Source organism: Camelimonas abortus, assembly GCF_042432745.1.
Lineage (GTDB): Bacteria > Pseudomonadota > Alphaproteobacteria > Rhizobiales > Beijerinckiaceae > Camelimonas > Camelimonas abortus.
The window spans coordinates 808,564-826,156 of record NZ_JBHLWR010000006.1 but is presented as its reverse complement, the minus strand read 5'-3'; the positions used below and the strand labels follow the sequence as shown (position 1 = coordinate 826,156).

Genomic DNA, 17,593 nt, shown 5'->3' with positions numbered 1-17,593 from the left:
GCTGCGGCCGCGGCGGGAGCGGCCCTGCGGCCCCCCGCCCGGCGCGGCGGCGCGCCGGCGCGGCCGCGCCGCTCAGTAACCGAGCTGGCGCACCGCCAGCTCGCGCATGATTTCCTCGGCGCCGCCGCCGATGGCGTTGACGCGCACCTCGCGATAGATGCGCTCCACCTTGCAGCCGCGCATGAAACCGGCGCCGCCGAAGGTCTGCACCGCCTCGCGGGCGCAGTATTCCATGGTCTGCGTGGCCTGGTTCTTCAGCAGGCAGATGTCGGCCACGGGGTTCTCGCCGTTCATCACCCGCCAGGTGAGGTGGTCGAGATAGGCCTGGGAGGCGTTGATGCGCATGGTCATTTCCGCCAGCTTGTGGCGGATCACCTGGTGCTCGGCCAGCGGCCGGCCGAAGGTGCGGCGCTCGCGGGCGTAGTTCACCGTCTCCTCAAGGCAGGTGCGCGCCTGGCCGATGCAGCCGGCGGCCATGCCGAGCCGCTCGCTGTTGAAATTCCGCATGATCAGCGGGAAGCCCCCGTTCTCCTCGCCGAGGAGGTTCTCCACGGGCACCCGGCAGTCGTCGAAATAGAGCGTGGCCGTGTCCGAGGCCCACCAGCCCATCTTGCGCAGCGGCGTGCGGGAGAAACCGGGCGTGTCGGCTTCCACCACGACCAGCGAGATGCCCTGGCGGCCCTCGCCGCCGGTGCGCACCGCCACGGTGATGTAGTCGGCGCGCATGCCGGAGGTGATGAAGGTCTTCTGGCCGTTGATGACGTAGTGATCGCCCTCGCGCCGCGCCGTGGTGCGCAGGCTGGCCACGTCCGAGCCGCCCGAGGGCTCGGTGATGGCGAGGGCGAAGATCTTCTCGCCGGCCAGCGTGGGCGGCGCCAGCTTCGCCTTCAGCTCCGGCGAGCCGGCGGCCAGAACCGGCGGCAGGCCGATGGTGTGGCTCATCAGCGAGGCGCCGACGCCGCCGGCGCCGGCCCGGGCCATCTCGGCGCTGGCGATGTTGTTGTAGAACAGGTCGGCCGGAATGCCGCCGTACTCCTCCGGAAAGCCCAGCCGCAGCAGGCCGATGTCAGCGGCCTTCCTGTACAGCTCGCGCGGGAAGGTTCCCGCCTCGTCCCACTCGCTGGCGTAGGGCTCGATCTCGGTCTGCACGAAGCGCCGCATCGTGTCGCGGAAGGCGTAGTGCTCCGGCGTCAGGTGCGGGTTGGGAATGGGCTCGATGATGATGCGGCCGCCGGCCTGCATGTTGTCCGCCATGGCTTCCTCCCCGCCGGCGCCCGTGAGGGGCCGCCGGCGCAATGCCTTTTCCTGTGGTTCGCCCGCCCGTCACTCGCCGATTTCGGCCAGGACCTGCCCCGGTGACACCTGGTCGCCGGCGGCGGCGGAGACCGAAACCAGCACGCCGTCGCGCGGGGCGAGAATGGCGTGCTCCATTTTCATCGCCTCCAGCGCCATGACCTGCTGGCCGCGCGTCACCTTGTCGCCGGCCGCGGCCGACACCGAAACCACCCGGCCGTTCATGGGCGCGCGCAGCAGGCCGTCGCCGGCGTTGTCGGCCGCCGCCTTGCGGGCGCTGACGCGGCTGAGCGGCGTGAAGGCGAAATCGGCCGCGCCCAGCTTCAGCCACAGGGTCTCCCCCGCCCAGGCGAAACGGTAGGACACCGGCTGGCCGTCCACCACGGCGACGCCCTCGGCGCCCTCCCCGGCCGGACGGCCGGCGATGGTCGTGGTCTGGCCGTCGAAGCGCACCTCGGCGCCGTCGCGGCCCGCCGCCACATGGCCGCGCCGCTCGCCGGGGCAGGCGTCGTCCTGCAGGCCGGCGGGGCCATTCCACGCCAGCCGCCAGGGCTGATCAAGCGGCGCGACGTTGCTCCAGCCGCGCCACGGGCTGCGCCAGGCGGCGGCGCGGCGCGTGGCGACGCCGGACAGCCAGGCGGCCAGAGCCCAGGCCACGCGGTCCGGCCGCGCCGCGCGCGAGGCGTTGTCCGGGAAATGGGCGTCGATGAAGGCGGTGGACACCTGCCCGCCGGCGACGAACGCAGGATGCCGCAGGGCGCGGATGAGGAAGTCGCGGTTCGTGCCCACGCCCAGCAGCGCCGTGGCCTCCAGGGCGTGGGCGAGCTTGCCGATGGCCTCCTCGCGGGTGGCTCCATGGGCGACGAGCTTGCCCAGCATGGAGTCGTAATAGGGGCTGATCTCCATGCCCTGCGCGAGGGCGGCGTCGACGCGCACGGTGCGCGGCGGGTCCCACAGCGCCGCCACGCCGGTGCGCGGCAGGAAGTCCTCGGCCGGATCCTCGGCGCACAGGCGCACCTCGACGGCGTGCCCCTTCAGCGCGATCTCGTCCTGGCGGACGGGCAGCTTCTCGCCGGCGGCGACGCGCAGCTGCCACTCCACTAGGTCGAAGCCGGTGACTAGCTCCGTCACCGGATGCTCCACCTGCAGGCGGGTGTTCATCTCCATGAAGTAGAATTCGCCCGAGCGGTCGAGCAGGAACTCCACGGTGCCGGCGCCGACGTAGCCGATCTCCTTCGCCACCGCCACGGCCGCCTCGCCCATGCGGGCGCGCAGGTGCGGGTTGAGCGCCGGCGACGGCGCCTCCTCGATCACCTTCTGGTGGCGGCGCTGCACCGAGCAGTCGCGCTCGCCCAGATGCACCACGCGGCCATGGCTGTCGGCGAACACCTGGATCTCCACGTGACGCGGCTCGATCACCGCCCGCTCCAGGATCAGGCGGCTGTCGCCGAAGGCCTTCTGCGCCTCGGAAGCGGCGGCCTGCAGCGCCGCGGGCAGCGCCTCCGGACTGTCCACGCGGCGCATGCCGCGGCCGCCGCCGCCGGCGGAGGCCTTGATCATGACGGGAAAGCCGATGCGCTGCGCTTCCTTCAGCAGCCTCTCCGGCGACTGGTCCTCGCCGTCATAGCCCGGCACGACCGGGATGCCGGCGGCGTCCATGCGCCGGCGGGCGCGGGCCTTGTCGCCCATGGCCTCTATGGCCGCGGCCGGCGGCCCCACGAACACCAGCCCCTCCTCCGCCACGCGGGCGGCGAAGGCGGCGTTCTCGGAGAGGAAGCCGTAGCCGGGGTGAATGGCCTGGGCGCCGGCGCGTCGGGCCGCCTCGATGATCCTGTCCGCGACCAGATAGCTGTCCGCCGGGGTGAGTCCGCCGATGCCGATGGCCATGTCGCAGGCGGCGACATGGGGGCTGCCGGCGTCGGCGTCGGAATAGACGGCGACTGTGGCCACGCCCATGCGGCGCGCCGTGCGCGCCACGCGGATGGCGATTTCGCCGCGATTGGCGATGAGCAGGGTGGTGATTGACGTCATCGAAGACCTCTGGGGGCGCGGATCCTGGCGTGGCCGGGGACCGCCCGGAATTCCTGCGATTGCGGGAGCGGCCGCCCGGCGCGCTCCCCGTGACCGCGGCCGCGCTGCGGGCGGCCGCGCCGTCGTCACATGCGTCCGACGCCGAAGGTCAGCGGCCGCACCGTGCGCCTGCGGCCGGAGAGACAGACGGAGAGCGCCATGCCCAGCACGTTGCGGGTGTCGCGCGGGTCGATGACGCCGTCGTCCAGCACCGCGCCGGAGGTGTAGAAGGCGGACATCTGGCTCTCGAAGGTCTGGATGATCTTCTGCTTCATGGTCTCGATGGCCGCCATGTCCGGCTCGAGCCCGCGCGCCCGGGCGCCCTCCTCCATGACGATGGCCATGGTCAGCGCCGCCTGCTCGGCGCCCATCACCGCGGTGCGGGCGGTGGGCCAGGAGAAGGCGAAGTCCGGCGTGAAGCCGCGGCCGCACATGCCGTAATTGCCCGCGCCGTAAGACGCGCCGCACATCACGGCGATCTGCGGCACGGTGGCGTTGGCCACCGCCTGGATCATCTTCGAGCCGATCTTGATCATGCCGGCCCGCTCGGACTCCGTGCCGACGATGTAGCCGGTGGTGTTGTGCAGGTAGATGATCGGCGAGCCGTTCTGGCAGCAGGCGTGGATGAACTGGGTGGCCTTGTTAGCGCCGGCCGGATCCAGCGGGCCGTTGTTGGTGATGACGCCGATGTGAATTCCGAACAGCCGCGCCTGGACGCACACCGTCTGCGGGCCGTAAAGCGGCTTGTACTCCAGCATCTCGGAGCCGTCGACGATGCGGGCGATGATCTCGCGCATGTCGACCGGCTTCTTGAGGTCCTTCGGCATGATGCCGAGCAGCTCCTCCGGATCGAGCGCAGGCTCCGGCCCTTCGGGAAGCTCATTGCCCTCGTTCCAGCCAAGCCCGGCCACCACCTCGCGCAGGATGCGCACGCCGTCCACGTCGTCCTCGGCCAGATATTCGGCGAGGCCGGAGACGGTGGCGTGCATCAGCGCGCCGCCCAGCTCCTCGTCGGTGGCCACCTCGCCGGTGGCGGCCTTGAGCAGCGGCGGGCCGGCGAGGAAGGCGCGGGCCCGGTCACGCACCATGATCACATAGTCGGCGAGGCCGGTCATGTAGGCGCCGCCGGCGGTGGAGGAGCCGTGGGTGAGCGCGATCACCGGGATGCCCGCCGCCGACAGCCGCGCCAGATTGGCGAACAGGCCGCCGCCGAGCACGAAGTCCTCCACCCTGTAGCCCAGAAGGTTGGCGCCGGCCGATTCCACCAGATGGACGAAGGGCAGCCGGTTCTTCAGGGCGATGGCCTCGAGGCGTGCCATCTTCTCGCCGCCCATGGGCTGGGCCGATCCGGCGGCGATGCCGGCGTCGTCCACCACCACCATGCAGCGCACGCCCGAGATGTAGCCGATGCCGGCGATGCCGGAGCAGCCGGGAATGCTCCTGGCCGGATCCCTCGTGTCGCGCAGGTAGCCGGCCAGCGAGCACAGCTCCAGCCAGGGCGCGCCCTCGTCCAGCGCCAGGGTGAGACGCTCGCGCGGCAGCAGCTGGCCGCGCCTGGCGAAGCGCGGGCCGGACGCCGCCGAGGCGTCGCGCGCCCGCTTCTGCAGCGCGTGCAGCTCCCTGATCGCCTCGAGCATGTGCGCCCGGTTCTCCTCATAGGCTTGCCCAGCCGCCACCACCCGTGACTCAAACGCCGGCATGCGCCGTTCCTCCCGCGGTATTGCTGTGGTTGTCCCGCCGCCCTGCCGCAGCCGCCGGGAACGCTTCACGAAGCAGGCGCCTCACCGGCGGGGGCCTCACGAAGTCGCGCGCGGCCGGCGCGCAGAAAATGCGGGACGCATCGTTCTGTTAGTGGTACTATTCAGTACGGACCGTGGTCAACCGCTTTCCGGGAAAGACGCGCTGACGTGCCGGAGACATGCCGCGACCGCCGGACGCGCCCTGTCATGCGCGGCGCGCACCCCGGGGCCGGCGTCCGTCCGGGGCGGCGGCGACGGCTGTGGAGAATCCCGGCCGGACCGGCGCCTGCGGCATTGAAAAAGCTCGGGAAAAACGCGATAGCCCCAACTGGAGACAGTCGTCTGGCCGTCGCGGGGCGCGCGCCGGGGCCGGACGCGCCACACCGGCGCCACGCTTGCGCTGGAGTTTCCGCGCCGGAACGACGGCGGCGGCCGTGCGGGGGCGTCCGCGCCGGTCGCCTCCGGAGGACGCCGCGGCGGCGTGCGCCGCGCCAGCGCCGCATCCGCCGCGGGCGCGCCCGCCACAGCCGCGCCGCCCTGCGGGCCGGCGCGGCGAGACGGGGATCACGCGTCCAGATCCGGGCCCGACCGCGCGCCGGCAGGAAGGGCTCAACGCGCACGCCGGCGTGAGGGAGGCTGCACATGGCGACGACTCCGGCTTCGGCAATGAAGGACGACGTGGCCCTATACAAGCGCGAGCTCATCCTGCGCGCGGCGGGCGAACTGTTCTTCCGCAACGGCTACACCGCCACCACCACCGACGCCCTCACCGAGCGGCTGTCCGTCTCCAAGACCCTCATCTACCAGCACTTCCGCTCCAAGCAGGACATGCTGGCCACCATCTGCGAGCGCGGCATCAGCGAGTCGGTGCAGGTGGCCATCGACGCCGCCGCCCTGCCCGGACGCGCCGACCAGCGCCTGCGCCGGCTGATCCATGACTTCACCCTGGTGGTGATTGAACGCCATGAGTGGATCGCCATCTCCGCCCGCGAGGTGGCGCACCTGCCGGCGGACGTCGACCGGCGCATCCGCGACATGCAGGGCGAGTTCGACCGCATCCTGCGCAACATCATCGAGGACGGGGTGCGCGAGGGCGTGTTCCGGGTGGAGGATCCGGCCATCGTCTGTCTCGGCATCGCCGGCATGATCATCTGGATTCACGCCTGGTACCGCGCCAACGGCCGCCTGGCGCCGGACCAGATCGCCGGCGCCATGACCGCCCTGGCGCTGCGCATGGTCGGCGGCCCGGAGCAGCCGGACGACCCCGCCCCCTGACGGCCGCGCCCGGCCCGCCCGGCGGGGCGCGGACCAGACGGCGCGCCTTGATGCGAAAACGCCCGGCGCCGCGACGGCCCGGGCGTTTTTCATGCTGGCGAAATGATTCCGGAAGTCCGCGCAAGCCGCTGGAGAAACAGCGAAAATCAGCGCGGATTCACGTGATGGTTCATCTGCCCTGACCGCGGCGTCACGGGCCGCCCGGCAGCGCCGCCTCCGCGTCGCCTGTCTCCGCGTCGCCGTCTCTGGCGCCGCCGAATCCGAGATAGGTGGCGGCCACGCGCGGGTCTTCCTGCAGGCTGGCGCTTTCGCCCTCCAGCGACACCTTCCCGTTTTCCAGCACATAGCCGTAGTCGGACACCTGCAGGGCGGCGCGGGCGTTCTGCTCGACCAGCAGGATCGACACCCCGCGCCCGCGCAGCGACACGACGATGCGGAAGATTTCGCGCACGACCAGCGGCGCGAGGCCAAGGCTGGGCTCGTCCAGCATCAGCAGGCGCGGCCGGCCCATGAGGGCGCGGCCCATGGCCAGCATCTGCCGCTCGCCGCCGGAGAGCGTGCCGGCCAGCTGCCGGCGCCGCTCGCGCAGGCGCGGAAACAGCCCGTACACCTCGTCCAGCGCCGCCTGCGCCGCCGCCCGTCCCTCATGGCGCAGGCGGAACCGCCCGAGCATCAGGTTGTCCTCCACCGGCAGGGTGGCGAACAGTTCGCGCTTTTCCGCCACCAGGGCGACGCCGCGGGCGAAACGCTCCTCCACCGTCAGGCCGGCGATGGACCCGCCGTCGAAGATCACCTCGCCCCGCGCCGGCAGGATGCCCATGAGGGCGTTGAGCATGGTGGACTTGCCGGCGCCGTTGGCGCCGATCACCGAGACGATGGAGCCGCGCGCCACGGTGAGCGAGACGCCGCGCACCGCGTCCACCCCGTGGTAGCCCACCGACAGTTCCGAAACCTGCAGCAGGGGTCCGCTCACGCCACGCCTCCCAGATAAGCCTCAAGCACCGCCGGGTTGACGCGGATCTCCTCCGGCGTCCCCTCGGCCAGGCGCGAGCCGAACTCCATCACCACCAGCCGGTCGGTGAGGCCCATGACGAAGTCCATGTCGTGCTCCACCAGCAGGATCGACAGCCCCTCGTCGCGCAGCTGCCGCAGCAGCGCCGCCAGCGCCTTCTTCTCGTGGTGGCGCAGGCCGGCGGCCGGCTCGTCGAGCAGCAGCATGGCCGGATCGAGGCACAGGGCGCGGGCGATCTCGACGATGCGCTGCTGGCCCAGCGCCAGGCTGTGCGCCGGCCGGTCGGCCAGCCCGCCCAGCCCCACGCGCTGCAGCTGGCGCCGCGCCTCGGCGAAGATGCGCGCCTCCTCGGCGCGGTCCAGCCGCAGCACGGCGCTGACCGCGCCGGCCCGGGCGCGCAGGTGCGCGCCCACGGCCACGTTCTCGATCACGCTCATGCCCGGCGCGAGGCGCACGTGCTGGAAGGTGCGGGCCACGCCGCGGCGGGCGATCAGCCGGGCGCGTTCGCCGGTGGCGTCCTGGCCGAAGTAGCGGATCTCGCCGGAGGTGGCCGGCGTGACGCCGGTGACCAGGTCGAAGGTGGTGGACTTGCCGGCGCCGTTGGGGCCGATGAGGCCGACGATCTCGCCGCGCCGCACCGCGAAGCTGAGGTCGTTGACGGCGACGAGACCGCCGAACTCCTTGCGCAGCTTCTTCGCCTCCAGGGCGGGGGCGCCGGCGTCCTCCGCCGCCCCATGCGCGCGCGGCAGCAGCGCGCCGGCCGCGGCGTGGCCGCGGCGGGCCGGCGCCTCATGGCCGAACAGGCGCGCCACGTGCGGCCACAGGCCGTCGCGCGCCGTCTGCAGCAGCGCCACGAGGATGACGCCGAAGGCGATGGCCTCGAAATTGCCCTGCTGGCCGATGAGCTGCGGCAGCAGGTTCTGCAGCTGGTCGCGGATCACGGTGACGAGGCCGGCGCCGAGGATGGCGCCCCACACCGAGCCGGCGCCGCCAACCACCGCCATCAGCAGATATTCGATGGAAATGTTGAGGTTGAACGGCGACGGGTTCACCGCCCGCTGCAGGTGGGCGTACAGCCAGCCGGACAGCCCCGCCAGCAGCGCCGCATAGACGAAGGCGAGGATGCGCGCCCGGCCGGTGTCGACGCCAAACGATTCGGCGGCCACCACGCCGCCGCGCAGCGAGCGGATGGCCCGCCCCATGCGCGAATCCAGCAGGTTCAGCGTGGCGATCACCGCCAGCGCCACCGCCCCCCAGATCAGATAGTAGAGCGAGGGGCCGTCGCCGAACCGGAAGCCCCCGACGCTGATGGGCGGAATGCCGGAAATGCCGTCGAACTTGGCGAAGAAGTCCAGGTTGCCGACGATGTAGAAGAAGCTGATGTTCCACGCGATGGTGGCCAGCGGCAGATAGTGGCCCGACAGCCGCAGGGTGATGGCCCCCACCACCCACGCGAAGACGCCGGTGACCAGCAGCGCCACGGGCAGCGACGCCCACGGATCAAAACCGTAACGCGTGGTGAGGATGGCCGTGGCGTACGCGCCCGCGCCGACGAACATGGCCTGGCCAAAAGAGGTCATTCCGCCGACGCCGGTCAGCACCACGAGGCCGATCGCCACCAGCGCGTACAGGCCGATGTAGTTGAGCAGCGTGATCCAGAAGGCCGGCAGGCCCGGAACCAGCGGAACCGCGAAACAGACCGCAAGCGCGATCAGCGGCAGGTAATTGCGACGGGTCACGGCGGGTGTCTCTGTCCGGGCGCTCAATGGTCGTCCTCCTCAACCACGGGCGCGCCCCAGGTGCGCCACAGCAGGACCGGGATGATGATGAGGAAGACGATGACTTCCTTGAACGACGACGCCCAGAACGAAGCCAGCGCCTCGATGACGCCCACCACGATCGCCGCCGCCGCCGCCACCGGATAGCTGGCGAGGCCGGCGATGATGGCGGCGACGAAGCCCTTGAGGCCGATGATGAAGCCGGTGTCGTAGTAGATGGTGGTGAGCGGCGACACCAGCACGCCCGACAGCGCGCCGATGAAGCCCGCCAGGGTGAAGGCGATGGCGGCCGACATGCCCGGCGCGATGCCAACAAGCCGCGCGCCCAGCCGGTTCACCGCCGTGGCGCGCAGCGCCTTGCCCACCAGCGTCAGCCCGAAGAAGGCCGCCAGCCCCGCCACCAGGGCCGCCGCCACGGCCAGGATCCACAGCGACTGGCCGGAGACCAGCAGGTCGCCGGCCTGGAACATGGCCGAGGAGAACGGCTCGGTGCGCGAGCCCTCCGCCCCGAAGAACACGAGGCCCAGCCCGGTGAGCGCCAGATGCACGCCGATGGCGGCGATGAGCAGCACCAGGGTGGAGGCCTCGGCCAGCGGCTGGAAGGCCATGCGGTAGATGTAGGGCCCCATGGGGGTGATGATGGCCAGCGTCAGGGCGATCTGCACCGCCACATGCGGCTTCATCGGCGCCGCCAGCGCCGTCACCACGGCGATGGCCGCCGGCAGCGCCACGTCCGTGCCGAGGATGGCGGCGGCGTGACGCAGGTTCATGCGCCGCCGCTCCTGCACGAAGCGGGACGCGGCCGAAACCACGCCCAGCGCCAGCAGCAGCCAGATGGTGGCCGGCGTCTGGCCCCGCTCCAGCAGCGCCAGGGTGAGCGCGCCGAAGCTCACGAACTCGCCCTGGGGAATGAAGATCACGCGCGTGACCGTAAACACCAGCACGAGCGACAGGCCCAGCAGGGCGTAAATGGCGCCGTTGATGACGCCGTCCTGAAGCAGGATCAGGAATATGGACAGGTCCACGTCGCGTGTTCCTTGTGGAGACGGGGGCGGTGCGCCCCGGAAGCGCCTGCGGCGGCCCTCCCGTCGCGGCGTCGCGCGACAGGGGGCCGGCGGGACGGCGCGCATGCTCCGCGGGGGCGGCTGGCGCCGCCTTCCGCCGGACATGCGCCGGGGCAGGCCGGCGAGGCCTTTCCTGCGGGGCCGCAGACGCCCGGCAGGAAAAGCCTCCGGAAGGACGTTCGCGGCGGGTTCGCCCGCCGCGACGCATGAACAGGGAGCCGGCCGCGGCTCCGGACGGAGCGCGGCGCGAGGACGGGCCGGGAGGCCGCTGCGCCCCGGCCTTCCCCCGGCTTACTTCTTCTCCGGAATCAGCTTCCAGGCGCCGTCGCGGATCTCGACCATGACGCGGGCGGTGTCGTCCTGGCCGACGTGATCGGTCGGGCTCATGTTGACCACGCCCTGGGTGTAGACGACGCCCTTCGCGTTCTCGAGGGCGTCGCGCAGGGCCTCGCGGAACTCCACGGTGCCGGGCTTCGCCTTCTTCAGCGCCTCGGGAATCGCCGCCTGCAGCAGCAGGCCGGCGTCATACATGTGGGCGGCGAAGGTGTTCACCGAGCCCTTGCCGTATTTCGCCTCGTAGTCGGCGATGAACTTCCGGGCCACCTGCTTCGAGGGGTGGTCGTCCGGCAGCTGGTCGGCCACCAGCACCGGGCCGGCGGGCAGCACCGAGCCCTCCACGTCCTTGCCGCCCACGCGCAGGAAGTCGTTATTGGCGGCGCCGTGGGTCTGGTAGATCGGCCCCTTGAAGCCGCGCTCCTTCAGGGTGCGGGCGGGCAGCGCCGCCGGGGTGCCGGCGCCGGCCACCATCACCGCGTCCGGCCTGGCGGCGAGAATCTTGAGCACCTGTCCGGTCACCGACGTGTCAGGACGGTTGTAGCGCTCCACGGCCACCAGCCGGATGCCTTTCGCCTCAAGGGCGGGCCTTATTTCCTCGAGCCAGCCTTCGCCATAGGCGTCGGTGAAGCCGATGAAGCCCACCGTCCGGACGCCGTTGGCGGCCATGTGGTCGGCGATGCCCTTCGCCATCAGGCGGTCGTTCTGCGGGGTCTTGAACGCCCACTTCTTCTTCTCGTCGATGGGCTCGACGATCTTGGCGTTGGCGGCCAGCGACACCACCGGCACCTTGTTCTCGGCGCCCACTTCCACCAGCGCCAGGGTCACCGGCGTCACCGAGGAGCCGACCACGGCGTCGACCTTCTCCTCGGAGATGAACTTGCGCATGTTGGCGACGCCCTTGGTGGTGTCGGTGGCGTCGTCGAGCACGATGTACTCCACCGGATGGCCGCCGACCTCACGGGCGAGCAGCGCCACGGCGTTGGCCTCCGGAATGCCGAGCGAGGCGGCCGGGCCGGTGCTGGAGACGGTGACGCCGATGCGCACCGGATCAGCGGCCAGGGCGCTGACGCCGGACGTCGCCAGCGAGAGGGCGCTGACGCCCATGGTCACGGCGGCGGTCAACGCCGCGATACGGAATGCCTTTTTCATAGCCTGCCTCGCCCCCTTTGCGTTCTGGCCCGCCTCCCGACGGGCTGCATCAGTTTCCGTCTGTCGCGTCCCGCCGGCTGCGGAGCAGCCGCCGTCGCCGCGCCGGAATCCGCCCGCACGTCGCGCCGGCGCCGCAGGCGCGCGCCGCGGCGAAAACCGCCGGCGCGCCGAAATTTTCGTCTCCCGTGCCCGCGTTCCGCGCAACATGCTGCCGAGACGGCTACCGGGGCGCCTGCGACAAGTCAAGAAACTGAACGGCTTAGACAGTCGCCGCCGGCGCCTGTCGTCGCGGCCGCCGGATCCGGTCCTGCGCGCGGCGGCCGAAATGCGCCGGAAACCGCGCCCTTGCGACGGCGGCGCCCGCCCGTGGCGGCGCTGGCCGGCGCCGGCCAGCGCCCGCCGGCCGCCCGGAGCGGACCTCCCCGGCCCGGCGCCGCCGCGCCAGACATCTGTGGATAGCGGCCCGCGAAGTTTCCCCACCCCCACTGGACACGGGCGGCCGGGGCGCCTATAAGCCAGCTCACCGACGCGGACGACAGCTCCGCAGCACGGGCCCGGATAGCTCAGTTGGTAGAGCATGCGACTGAAAATCGCAGTGTCGGCGGTTCGACTCCGTCTCCGGGCACCACTTGTCGTTCAGATGGCCGTCGGAAGTTGATCACCTAAATTCAAGAGTTGTTACCGCCGGGTTTACCGGACCTCGTTCTTGAGGCGTTTCGCCTCGCCAGACGCAGGCCAGCAACGCGCAATGAATTCTCTACTCCGCCTCGATCGTGGATCATCGTCGCGGACGTCTGAGAGGCGGAGCCAACCGCATCACATCCTTAGCCGCAGCGCCCGCTTCAACAGCTTCCGACACTGCTTTGGAGGCTGTCCATCTTCCAGGAGACCCTTGGGCCACTCTGCTCGCATGGCGTTTTCCCGAAACCGCCGCGAGAGCGTAACCTTCCGCCATGACAGTCGTGAGGACCACGACTAGCCCCACGCGCCTATCATTCGGGATACGATTGATACCGGCGATCATGTCGGGATTCTGTCACAGGTCGTGCTCTGCCCACTCTTCCCCATTGGACTTGCTGGCAGGCTTGCGAAACACAAAATGCCGGCCGATCTGATCCCGAATCAGACGCCACCGCCTGCGCATGTTTCCGTCATTGACCCCGTCCTTTGCGCCAGGCAGAGTTGGCGCCCACTTCGTGATCACGTCTTTCTGACACAGACCGGGCTCGAACTGCAGCGTCACGGCAACTGCAATGGATGGGCTCCGTCTCCAGCGCCTTCTTACGGGAGACGAATACCAACTCGCAGGTCGGACGCTTCTTCCGGCGACGCAGGGTTATGAATTCCGTCTTCGACAGCACGCCGGGCAGTCCGAGGCAGACAGACAGTCGCAAACGCCGCGGCGCGCATCGACAACGTGTCTGTATGCGCGCTCTGTCGCTCGCCCTCCATGCTGCTCAGCCCAGTTGCGATGCCGGCGGCGCACCTCCCGACCATTGAGTGCGCTTAGCTGGCGCTCGTAAGCTTGGCACTGATAATCGTGATGTAGCGACCGTGGACTATCTGCGTGTCCCGACGCAGGTCGTTGAGCGGCGATGCCCGGTCGGTTTCGAACGCGCCGCATGCCCACGATCGCGATCGTGTTCATGCTCGAGCACGTCTCGCAGAAGTCGATCATCTCCCGCATCCTCGGTGAGCCTCCGGCGAAGGCCGCCTTGTCGTGACAGTGCCTTGTGCTGAAGCTGTGCTCATAAGGACGCAGTTAAGAGCGCAGGTTCATGCAAGTGGCGGTTATTTCCGGATCCGAACGTCGCCGTCGCTGGAGTGCGGCGGAGCGCGAAGAGATTGTGCTGGCGTCAACCATGCCCTGGCCTGACCCCATAGGGTGGTCCGGTTTCAATCTTAGTTCATGATCGGCCTTGGGGCTATTGCCTGGGCAGATGACGGTGCTGCTCCGCTTGCTGGCGCAGGCCAGATGATGGCCTCGGGTGCCGGTGGCTTGTATCCAAGCGACGAGTGTGGCCTCTTGGTGTTGTAGTATCGCCGCCAGGCTTCGATGATGATCTTGGCCTCGGCGAGGCTGTAGAAGATCTCACCGTCAAGCAGTTCGTCGCGGAGCTTCGAGTTGAAGCTCTCGCAGTAGCCGTTCTCCCAAGGGCTTCCTGGTTCGATGAACGCTGCGCTGTCTTTGCGCCGACGGCTACGATCCACTCCCGTACAGCCTTGGCGATGAACTCCGGGCCGTTGTCGGAACGGACATGGCCCGGCACGCCGCGCAGGATGAACAGGTCCGACAGGGTGTCGATGACGTCGGTCGAGTTGAGCTTGCGATCAATGCGGATCGCCAGGCACTCCCGGGTGAACTCGTCGATGATGTTGAGCATGCGGAACTTCCTGCCATCGTGGGTCCGGCCCTCGACGAAGTCATAGGACCAGACATGATTGGGGTGCTCCGGCCGAAGCCGAACGCATGATCCGTCATTCAGCCAGAGACGTCCTCTCTTCGGTTGCTTCTGGGGAACCTTCAGCCCCTCCCGCCGCCAGATGCGCTCGACACGCTTGGCATTCACCGTCCAGCCTTCGGATCGCAGCATTGCCGTGATCCGGCGATAGCCATAGCGGCCGTAGCGTGAGGCCAGGCGGATGATGTCGGCGGTCAATGCCTCTTCATCCGGCCGGCCTTTGGGCTTTTTGCGGTGGGTCGAACGGTGCTGGCCGAGAACCTTGCAGGCAAAGCGCTCCGAGACGGAGAACTTCGCCATGACATGATCGACGCAGCGACGGCGGCGAGCGGGGCTCAATAGTTTCCCGAGGCAGCCTCCTTCAGGATCAGCTTCTCGAGCGTCAGGTCCGACACCGCCTTGCGCAACCGGTCGTTCTCTTTCTCAAGCTCTTTCAGGCGCTTCACCTGATCGCCCTTCAGGCCGCCGAACTCCTTGCGCCATCGGTAATACGTGAACTGTGTCACGCCGATCGAACGAACCGCTTCGCCAACTGACCGGCCTTGTGACAACAGAACATCAACCTGGCGCAGCTTCGCCACGATCTCTTCAGGTCTATGCTTCTTCTGGGGCATTCAAACGTCCTCCTACGGCTCAATAGCCTACTTCAGGGAGGACCACTTTTCAGGGGGCAGACCAGTCGTTGTCGCGGGCGTAGACGTAATAGTCGCGCAGGGCTTTCGCCCGGTCGGCGTTATAGGCCTCGAACACCTCGCGGCCCATGTACATGCCGGAAATGCAGGAGGCGACATGGTCCGGGGCGCGGCCGAGGAAGCCGGCGTGCAGGCCGGTCCATGCCTCCAGCGCGGCGCGCCGGCGCTTCAGCGCCTCATAACTCTGCGGCAGCTCCAGGTTTTCCGGAGCGCTCTGGAAGTCGAACATGCGGCCGACCGAGGCCACCGCGCCGCGATAGGCGGGATGGGTGGTGGCGTCGGCGACGCGCTGGCCGTCAAGATAGATCTCGCGGCCGTCGTTGAGGCTGGCGATGTGCTGGGCGCCGGTCTTGATCATGGCGTGGCTCCGGGGAGGCTTGGTCGGTGTTCGGGCGTCAGAGGTCCGCGCCGGCGAGACGGTGGTAACGGCCGCGGAAGAAGATCAGGGGCTCGCCGGCGCCGGCGGCCTCAAAGCGCAGCACGCGGGCGAGAAACAGCACGTGGTCGCCGCCGTCGTGGCTGGCCCAGGGAGCGCATTCGAAATGCGCCAGGGCGCCGTCGATGAGCGGCGCGCCATGGGCGCCGGAACGGTGGGCGACGCTGGCCCACTTGTCGGTGGAGGCGCGGGCGAAACGGTCGGACAGGCGCGCCTGGGTGCCGTCCAGCACGTTCACCGCATAGGCGTCCGCCGCCAGCATGGCCGGCAGGCTCCAGGCGGTGCGCGCGACGCTGAACAGCACCAGCGGCGGCTCCAGCGACACCGAATTGAAGGAGGTCATGGTCATGCCGATGGCCTCGCCGCCGGGGCCGCGGGCGGTGACGACGGCGACGCCGGTGGCGAAATGGCCGAGGGCCTGCCGGAACGCCCGGGAATCGAACGCCGGCGTGGCTCCGGGCGCCGGCGCGGTCTCCTGCGCGCGCTCCGTCAGGGCCTCTCGGGCGGCCTTCCGGGGCGCAGGGCGCAGGCCGTTGTCGGGGTGGGTCTGCATGGGGTGGCCTGTTGGCTGGCTGCTGGCTCGATGGCGCCAGGAATTAGCTTTGCAACAAAGGTATTGTGCAAATCTTTTTGCTGTCAACAATCCGGCTGCCCATAGGTTAGGCGCCCGGCGCCCGGATTTTCGCGATTGCGGGACAGGGCGCGGGGTTGTACCGGGGAATGACGGGAGGTCGCCGTGAGCAGACGCGTGAAACAGCAGCCGGAGCAGACTGACGCGGCGGCGGCGCGCACGGCGCCGGCCAGGGCGCGAAACCGTCCGCAAACCGCGCCGGATTCCGCCGGTTCCGGCGATGACGGCGCCAGCGCGCGCGCGCCGGGATCTCCAGGGCTCACCGTATCGCGCCCGCAGCTGCTGGTGGACGGCTCGGATCTGGCCTTCCGCGCCATGATCCACGACACGCTGGCCTTCTCGGCCCGCATCCAGGAGGTGCGCGCCCGTCTCGGCGCCCTGCTCAATCTCTCCGGCTCGCAGTACACCATCCTGGTGGCGCTCTCGCACCTGCAGGGCGCGGACGGCATCGGCGTCAACACCCTGGCCGGGCACCTGCATCTCAGCGGCGCCTTCGTCACCATCGAGGTCAACCGGCTGGTGGAGCGCGGCTTCGTGCGCAAGGTGACCAACCCGGAGGACCGGCGGCGGGTGCTGCTCACCGTGACGCCGCTGGCGCGCGCCGAGCTGGAGGCGATCACCTCGGTGCAGCGGCCGGCCAATGACGCGCTGTTCGCCGACATCTCCCGGGCCGATTTCCACAGGCTGCGCCGCCTGCTGCCGGTGCTGGTGGAGAACGCCGACCGGGCGCTGAAGCTGCTGGACTATCTTACGCCCCAGGGCGTGCTGCCGCAGGACAGTCCGGCGCCGAAACGGCGCGCGCGCCGCCCCTCCGCCCGCTCAGGCGCCGCGCCGCAGGAGTGAGCGCCGCCGGGGCGCGAAGCGGCCGGCGCATGGCGGCGGGAGCGGCGCGGGAGACGGCGCGCGTCCGCGCTTCCCCGGTCAGCCGCGCCGCGGCCAGGCGGCGAGCAGCGTCTGCGCGTCGCACACCTCCACCTGCACCGCGAACCGCCGGGCGAACATGGCCAGCATGGCGTCGTGGCTGGCGTCGGAGCAGCTGCACAGGGCGTCGGCCACGACGATCACCCGGTAGCCGCGGTCCACGGCGCCGATCACGGTGGCCATGACGCAGATGTCGGTCTCGCCGCCGCTGACCACCAGCGCGTCCGCGCCGCGGGCGGCGACGATCCGCGCCAGCGGGCTGTCCACCCAGGGCGAATACACGCGCTTGTCCGCGATCACGGCAGGGGGAACGAAGCGCTGCAGCGGCGGCGCCAGCGCCAGCGCCTCCGGATCCAGCCGCTCGAGGGTGACGTCGGCCCAGCGCTCGTAGTAGCGCGCCCAGGCGCCGCGCCCCTCGCCCGGCCTTTGCGCCGGAATGAAACGGGTGAACACCGTCTGCGCCGGCGCGTGGGCGCACAGCGCCTCCACCTGCGGCAGGATGCGGCCGAACCATTCCAGGGCCCACGGATAGCCCTGCGAGAACAGGCGCTGCATGTCGACGCACACGTGCAGCGCGTCCGCCGGCACGGGGCCGAGGGGCAGACCATGATCGCGGCGCATGTTTCCCCGCCTTTCACGTTGCTGCGGCGCCAGCCGCCGCAACGGAAATGCGCCACGGGCCCGGCGGTTCCCGGCCCGCGGCGGCGCTGCGCGCCTGTGGCCACGCGCAGGCAT

The 17,593-nt window shown here is 70.2% G+C and carries 12 protein-coding genes, 1 tRNA gene and 1 pseudogene; 3 read left to right on the top strand and 11 right to left on the bottom strand.

The annotated features are described in order from the left end of the window. Window positions 1-72: 72 nt before the first annotated feature. The 3 genes from ACFFJB_RS06065 to ACFFJB_RS06055 form a co-directional block, all read right to left on the bottom strand. A complete protein-coding gene (locus ACFFJB_RS06065; RefSeq protein WP_376832565.1) occupies window positions 73-1,242 on the bottom strand; it encodes an acyl-CoA dehydrogenase family protein in 1,170 nt (389 codons plus the stop codon). 81 nt (window positions 1,243-1,323) lie between these two features. Further along, window positions 1,324-3,324, bottom strand: coding sequence for an ATP-binding protein (locus ACFFJB_RS06060; RefSeq protein WP_376830362.1), 2,001 nt, complete (start codon window positions 3,322-3,324; stop codon window positions 1,324-1,326). A 125-nt stretch (window positions 3,325-3,449) separates the two neighbouring features. Continuing rightward, a complete protein-coding gene (locus ACFFJB_RS06055) occupies window positions 3,450-5,063 on the bottom strand; it encodes an acyl-CoA carboxylase subunit beta (RefSeq protein WP_376830361.1) in 1,614 nt (537 codons plus the stop codon). A gap of 681 nt (window positions 5,064-5,744) precedes the next feature. Here ACFFJB_RS06055 and ACFFJB_RS06050 point away from each other — a divergent pair. Then, entirely contained in the window at window positions 5,745-6,377 is a 633-nt protein-coding gene (locus tag ACFFJB_RS06050) for a TetR/AcrR family transcriptional regulator (RefSeq protein WP_376830360.1), read from the top strand. Window positions 6,378-6,567: 190 nt separating this feature from the next. Here the strand turns inward: ACFFJB_RS06050 and ACFFJB_RS06045 are convergent, their stop codons facing one another. From ACFFJB_RS06045 to ACFFJB_RS06030, 4 genes are all read right to left on the bottom strand, one after another. Beyond that, window positions 6,568-7,350 carry an ABC transporter ATP-binding protein gene (locus tag ACFFJB_RS06045; RefSeq protein ID WP_376830359.1) on the bottom strand — a complete coding sequence of 261 codons (783 nt, stop codon included), beginning with the start codon at window positions 7,348-7,350 and terminating at the stop codon, window positions 6,568-6,570. Beyond that, window positions 7,347-9,128 carry a branched-chain amino acid ABC transporter ATP-binding protein/permease gene (locus tag ACFFJB_RS06040; RefSeq protein WP_376830358.1) on the bottom strand — a complete coding sequence of 594 codons (1,782 nt, stop codon included), beginning with the start codon at window positions 9,126-9,128 and terminating at the stop codon, window positions 7,347-7,349. Before ACFFJB_RS06040 ends, ACFFJB_RS06045 begins: the two co-directional genes overlap by 4 nt. A 23-nt stretch (window positions 9,129-9,151) precedes the next feature. Next, a complete protein-coding gene (locus tag ACFFJB_RS06035) occupies window positions 9,152-10,192 on the bottom strand; it encodes a branched-chain amino acid ABC transporter permease (RefSeq protein WP_376830357.1) in 1,041 nt (346 codons plus the stop codon). 330 nt (window positions 10,193-10,522) lie between these two features. Beyond that, window positions 10,523-11,716: an ABC transporter substrate-binding protein gene (locus ACFFJB_RS06030; RefSeq protein ID WP_376830356.1), complete on the bottom strand. Its 1,194-nt coding sequence runs from the start codon at window positions 11,714-11,716 to the stop codon at window positions 10,523-10,525. A 552-nt stretch (window positions 11,717-12,268) separates the two neighbouring features. On the opposite strand from ACFFJB_RS06030, the gene ACFFJB_RS06025 reads away from it, so the two are divergent. After that, window positions 12,269-12,344: transfer RNA gene (locus tag ACFFJB_RS06025), tRNA-Phe, on the top strand. Window positions 12,345-13,618: 1,274 nt separating this feature from the next. Here the strand turns inward: ACFFJB_RS06025 and ACFFJB_RS06020 are convergent. From ACFFJB_RS06020 to ACFFJB_RS06010, 3 genes and pseudogenes are all read right to left on the bottom strand, one after another. Beyond that, a pseudogene (locus ACFFJB_RS06020) lies at window positions 13,619-14,792 on the bottom strand (IS3 family transposase). Between the two features lie 49 nt (window positions 14,793-14,841). Beyond that, window positions 14,842-15,228 carry a 4-hydroxyphenylacetate 3-hydroxylase N-terminal domain-containing protein gene (locus ACFFJB_RS06015; protein WP_376830355.1) on the bottom strand — a complete coding sequence of 129 codons (387 nt, stop codon included), beginning with the start codon at window positions 15,226-15,228 and terminating at the stop codon, window positions 14,842-14,844. A 37-nt stretch (window positions 15,229-15,265) separates the two neighbouring features. Then, a complete protein-coding gene (locus tag ACFFJB_RS06010) occupies window positions 15,266-15,859 on the bottom strand; it encodes a flavin reductase family protein (protein WP_376830354.1) in 594 nt (197 codons plus the stop codon). 183 nt (window positions 15,860-16,042) lie between these two features. Here ACFFJB_RS06010 and ACFFJB_RS06005 point away from each other — a divergent pair, with 183 nt between their 5' ends. After that, entirely contained in the window at window positions 16,043-16,780 is a 738-nt protein-coding gene (locus ACFFJB_RS06005) for a MarR family winged helix-turn-helix transcriptional regulator (protein WP_376830353.1), read from the top strand. Between the two features lie 78 nt (window positions 16,781-16,858). On the opposite strand, the gene ACFFJB_RS06000 is transcribed toward ACFFJB_RS06005, so the two are convergent. After that, window positions 16,859-17,479: a cysteine hydrolase family protein gene (locus ACFFJB_RS06000; RefSeq protein ID WP_376830352.1), complete on the bottom strand. Its 621-nt coding sequence runs from the start codon at window positions 17,477-17,479 to the stop codon at window positions 16,859-16,861. Window positions 17,480-17,593 lie beyond the last annotated feature (114 nt).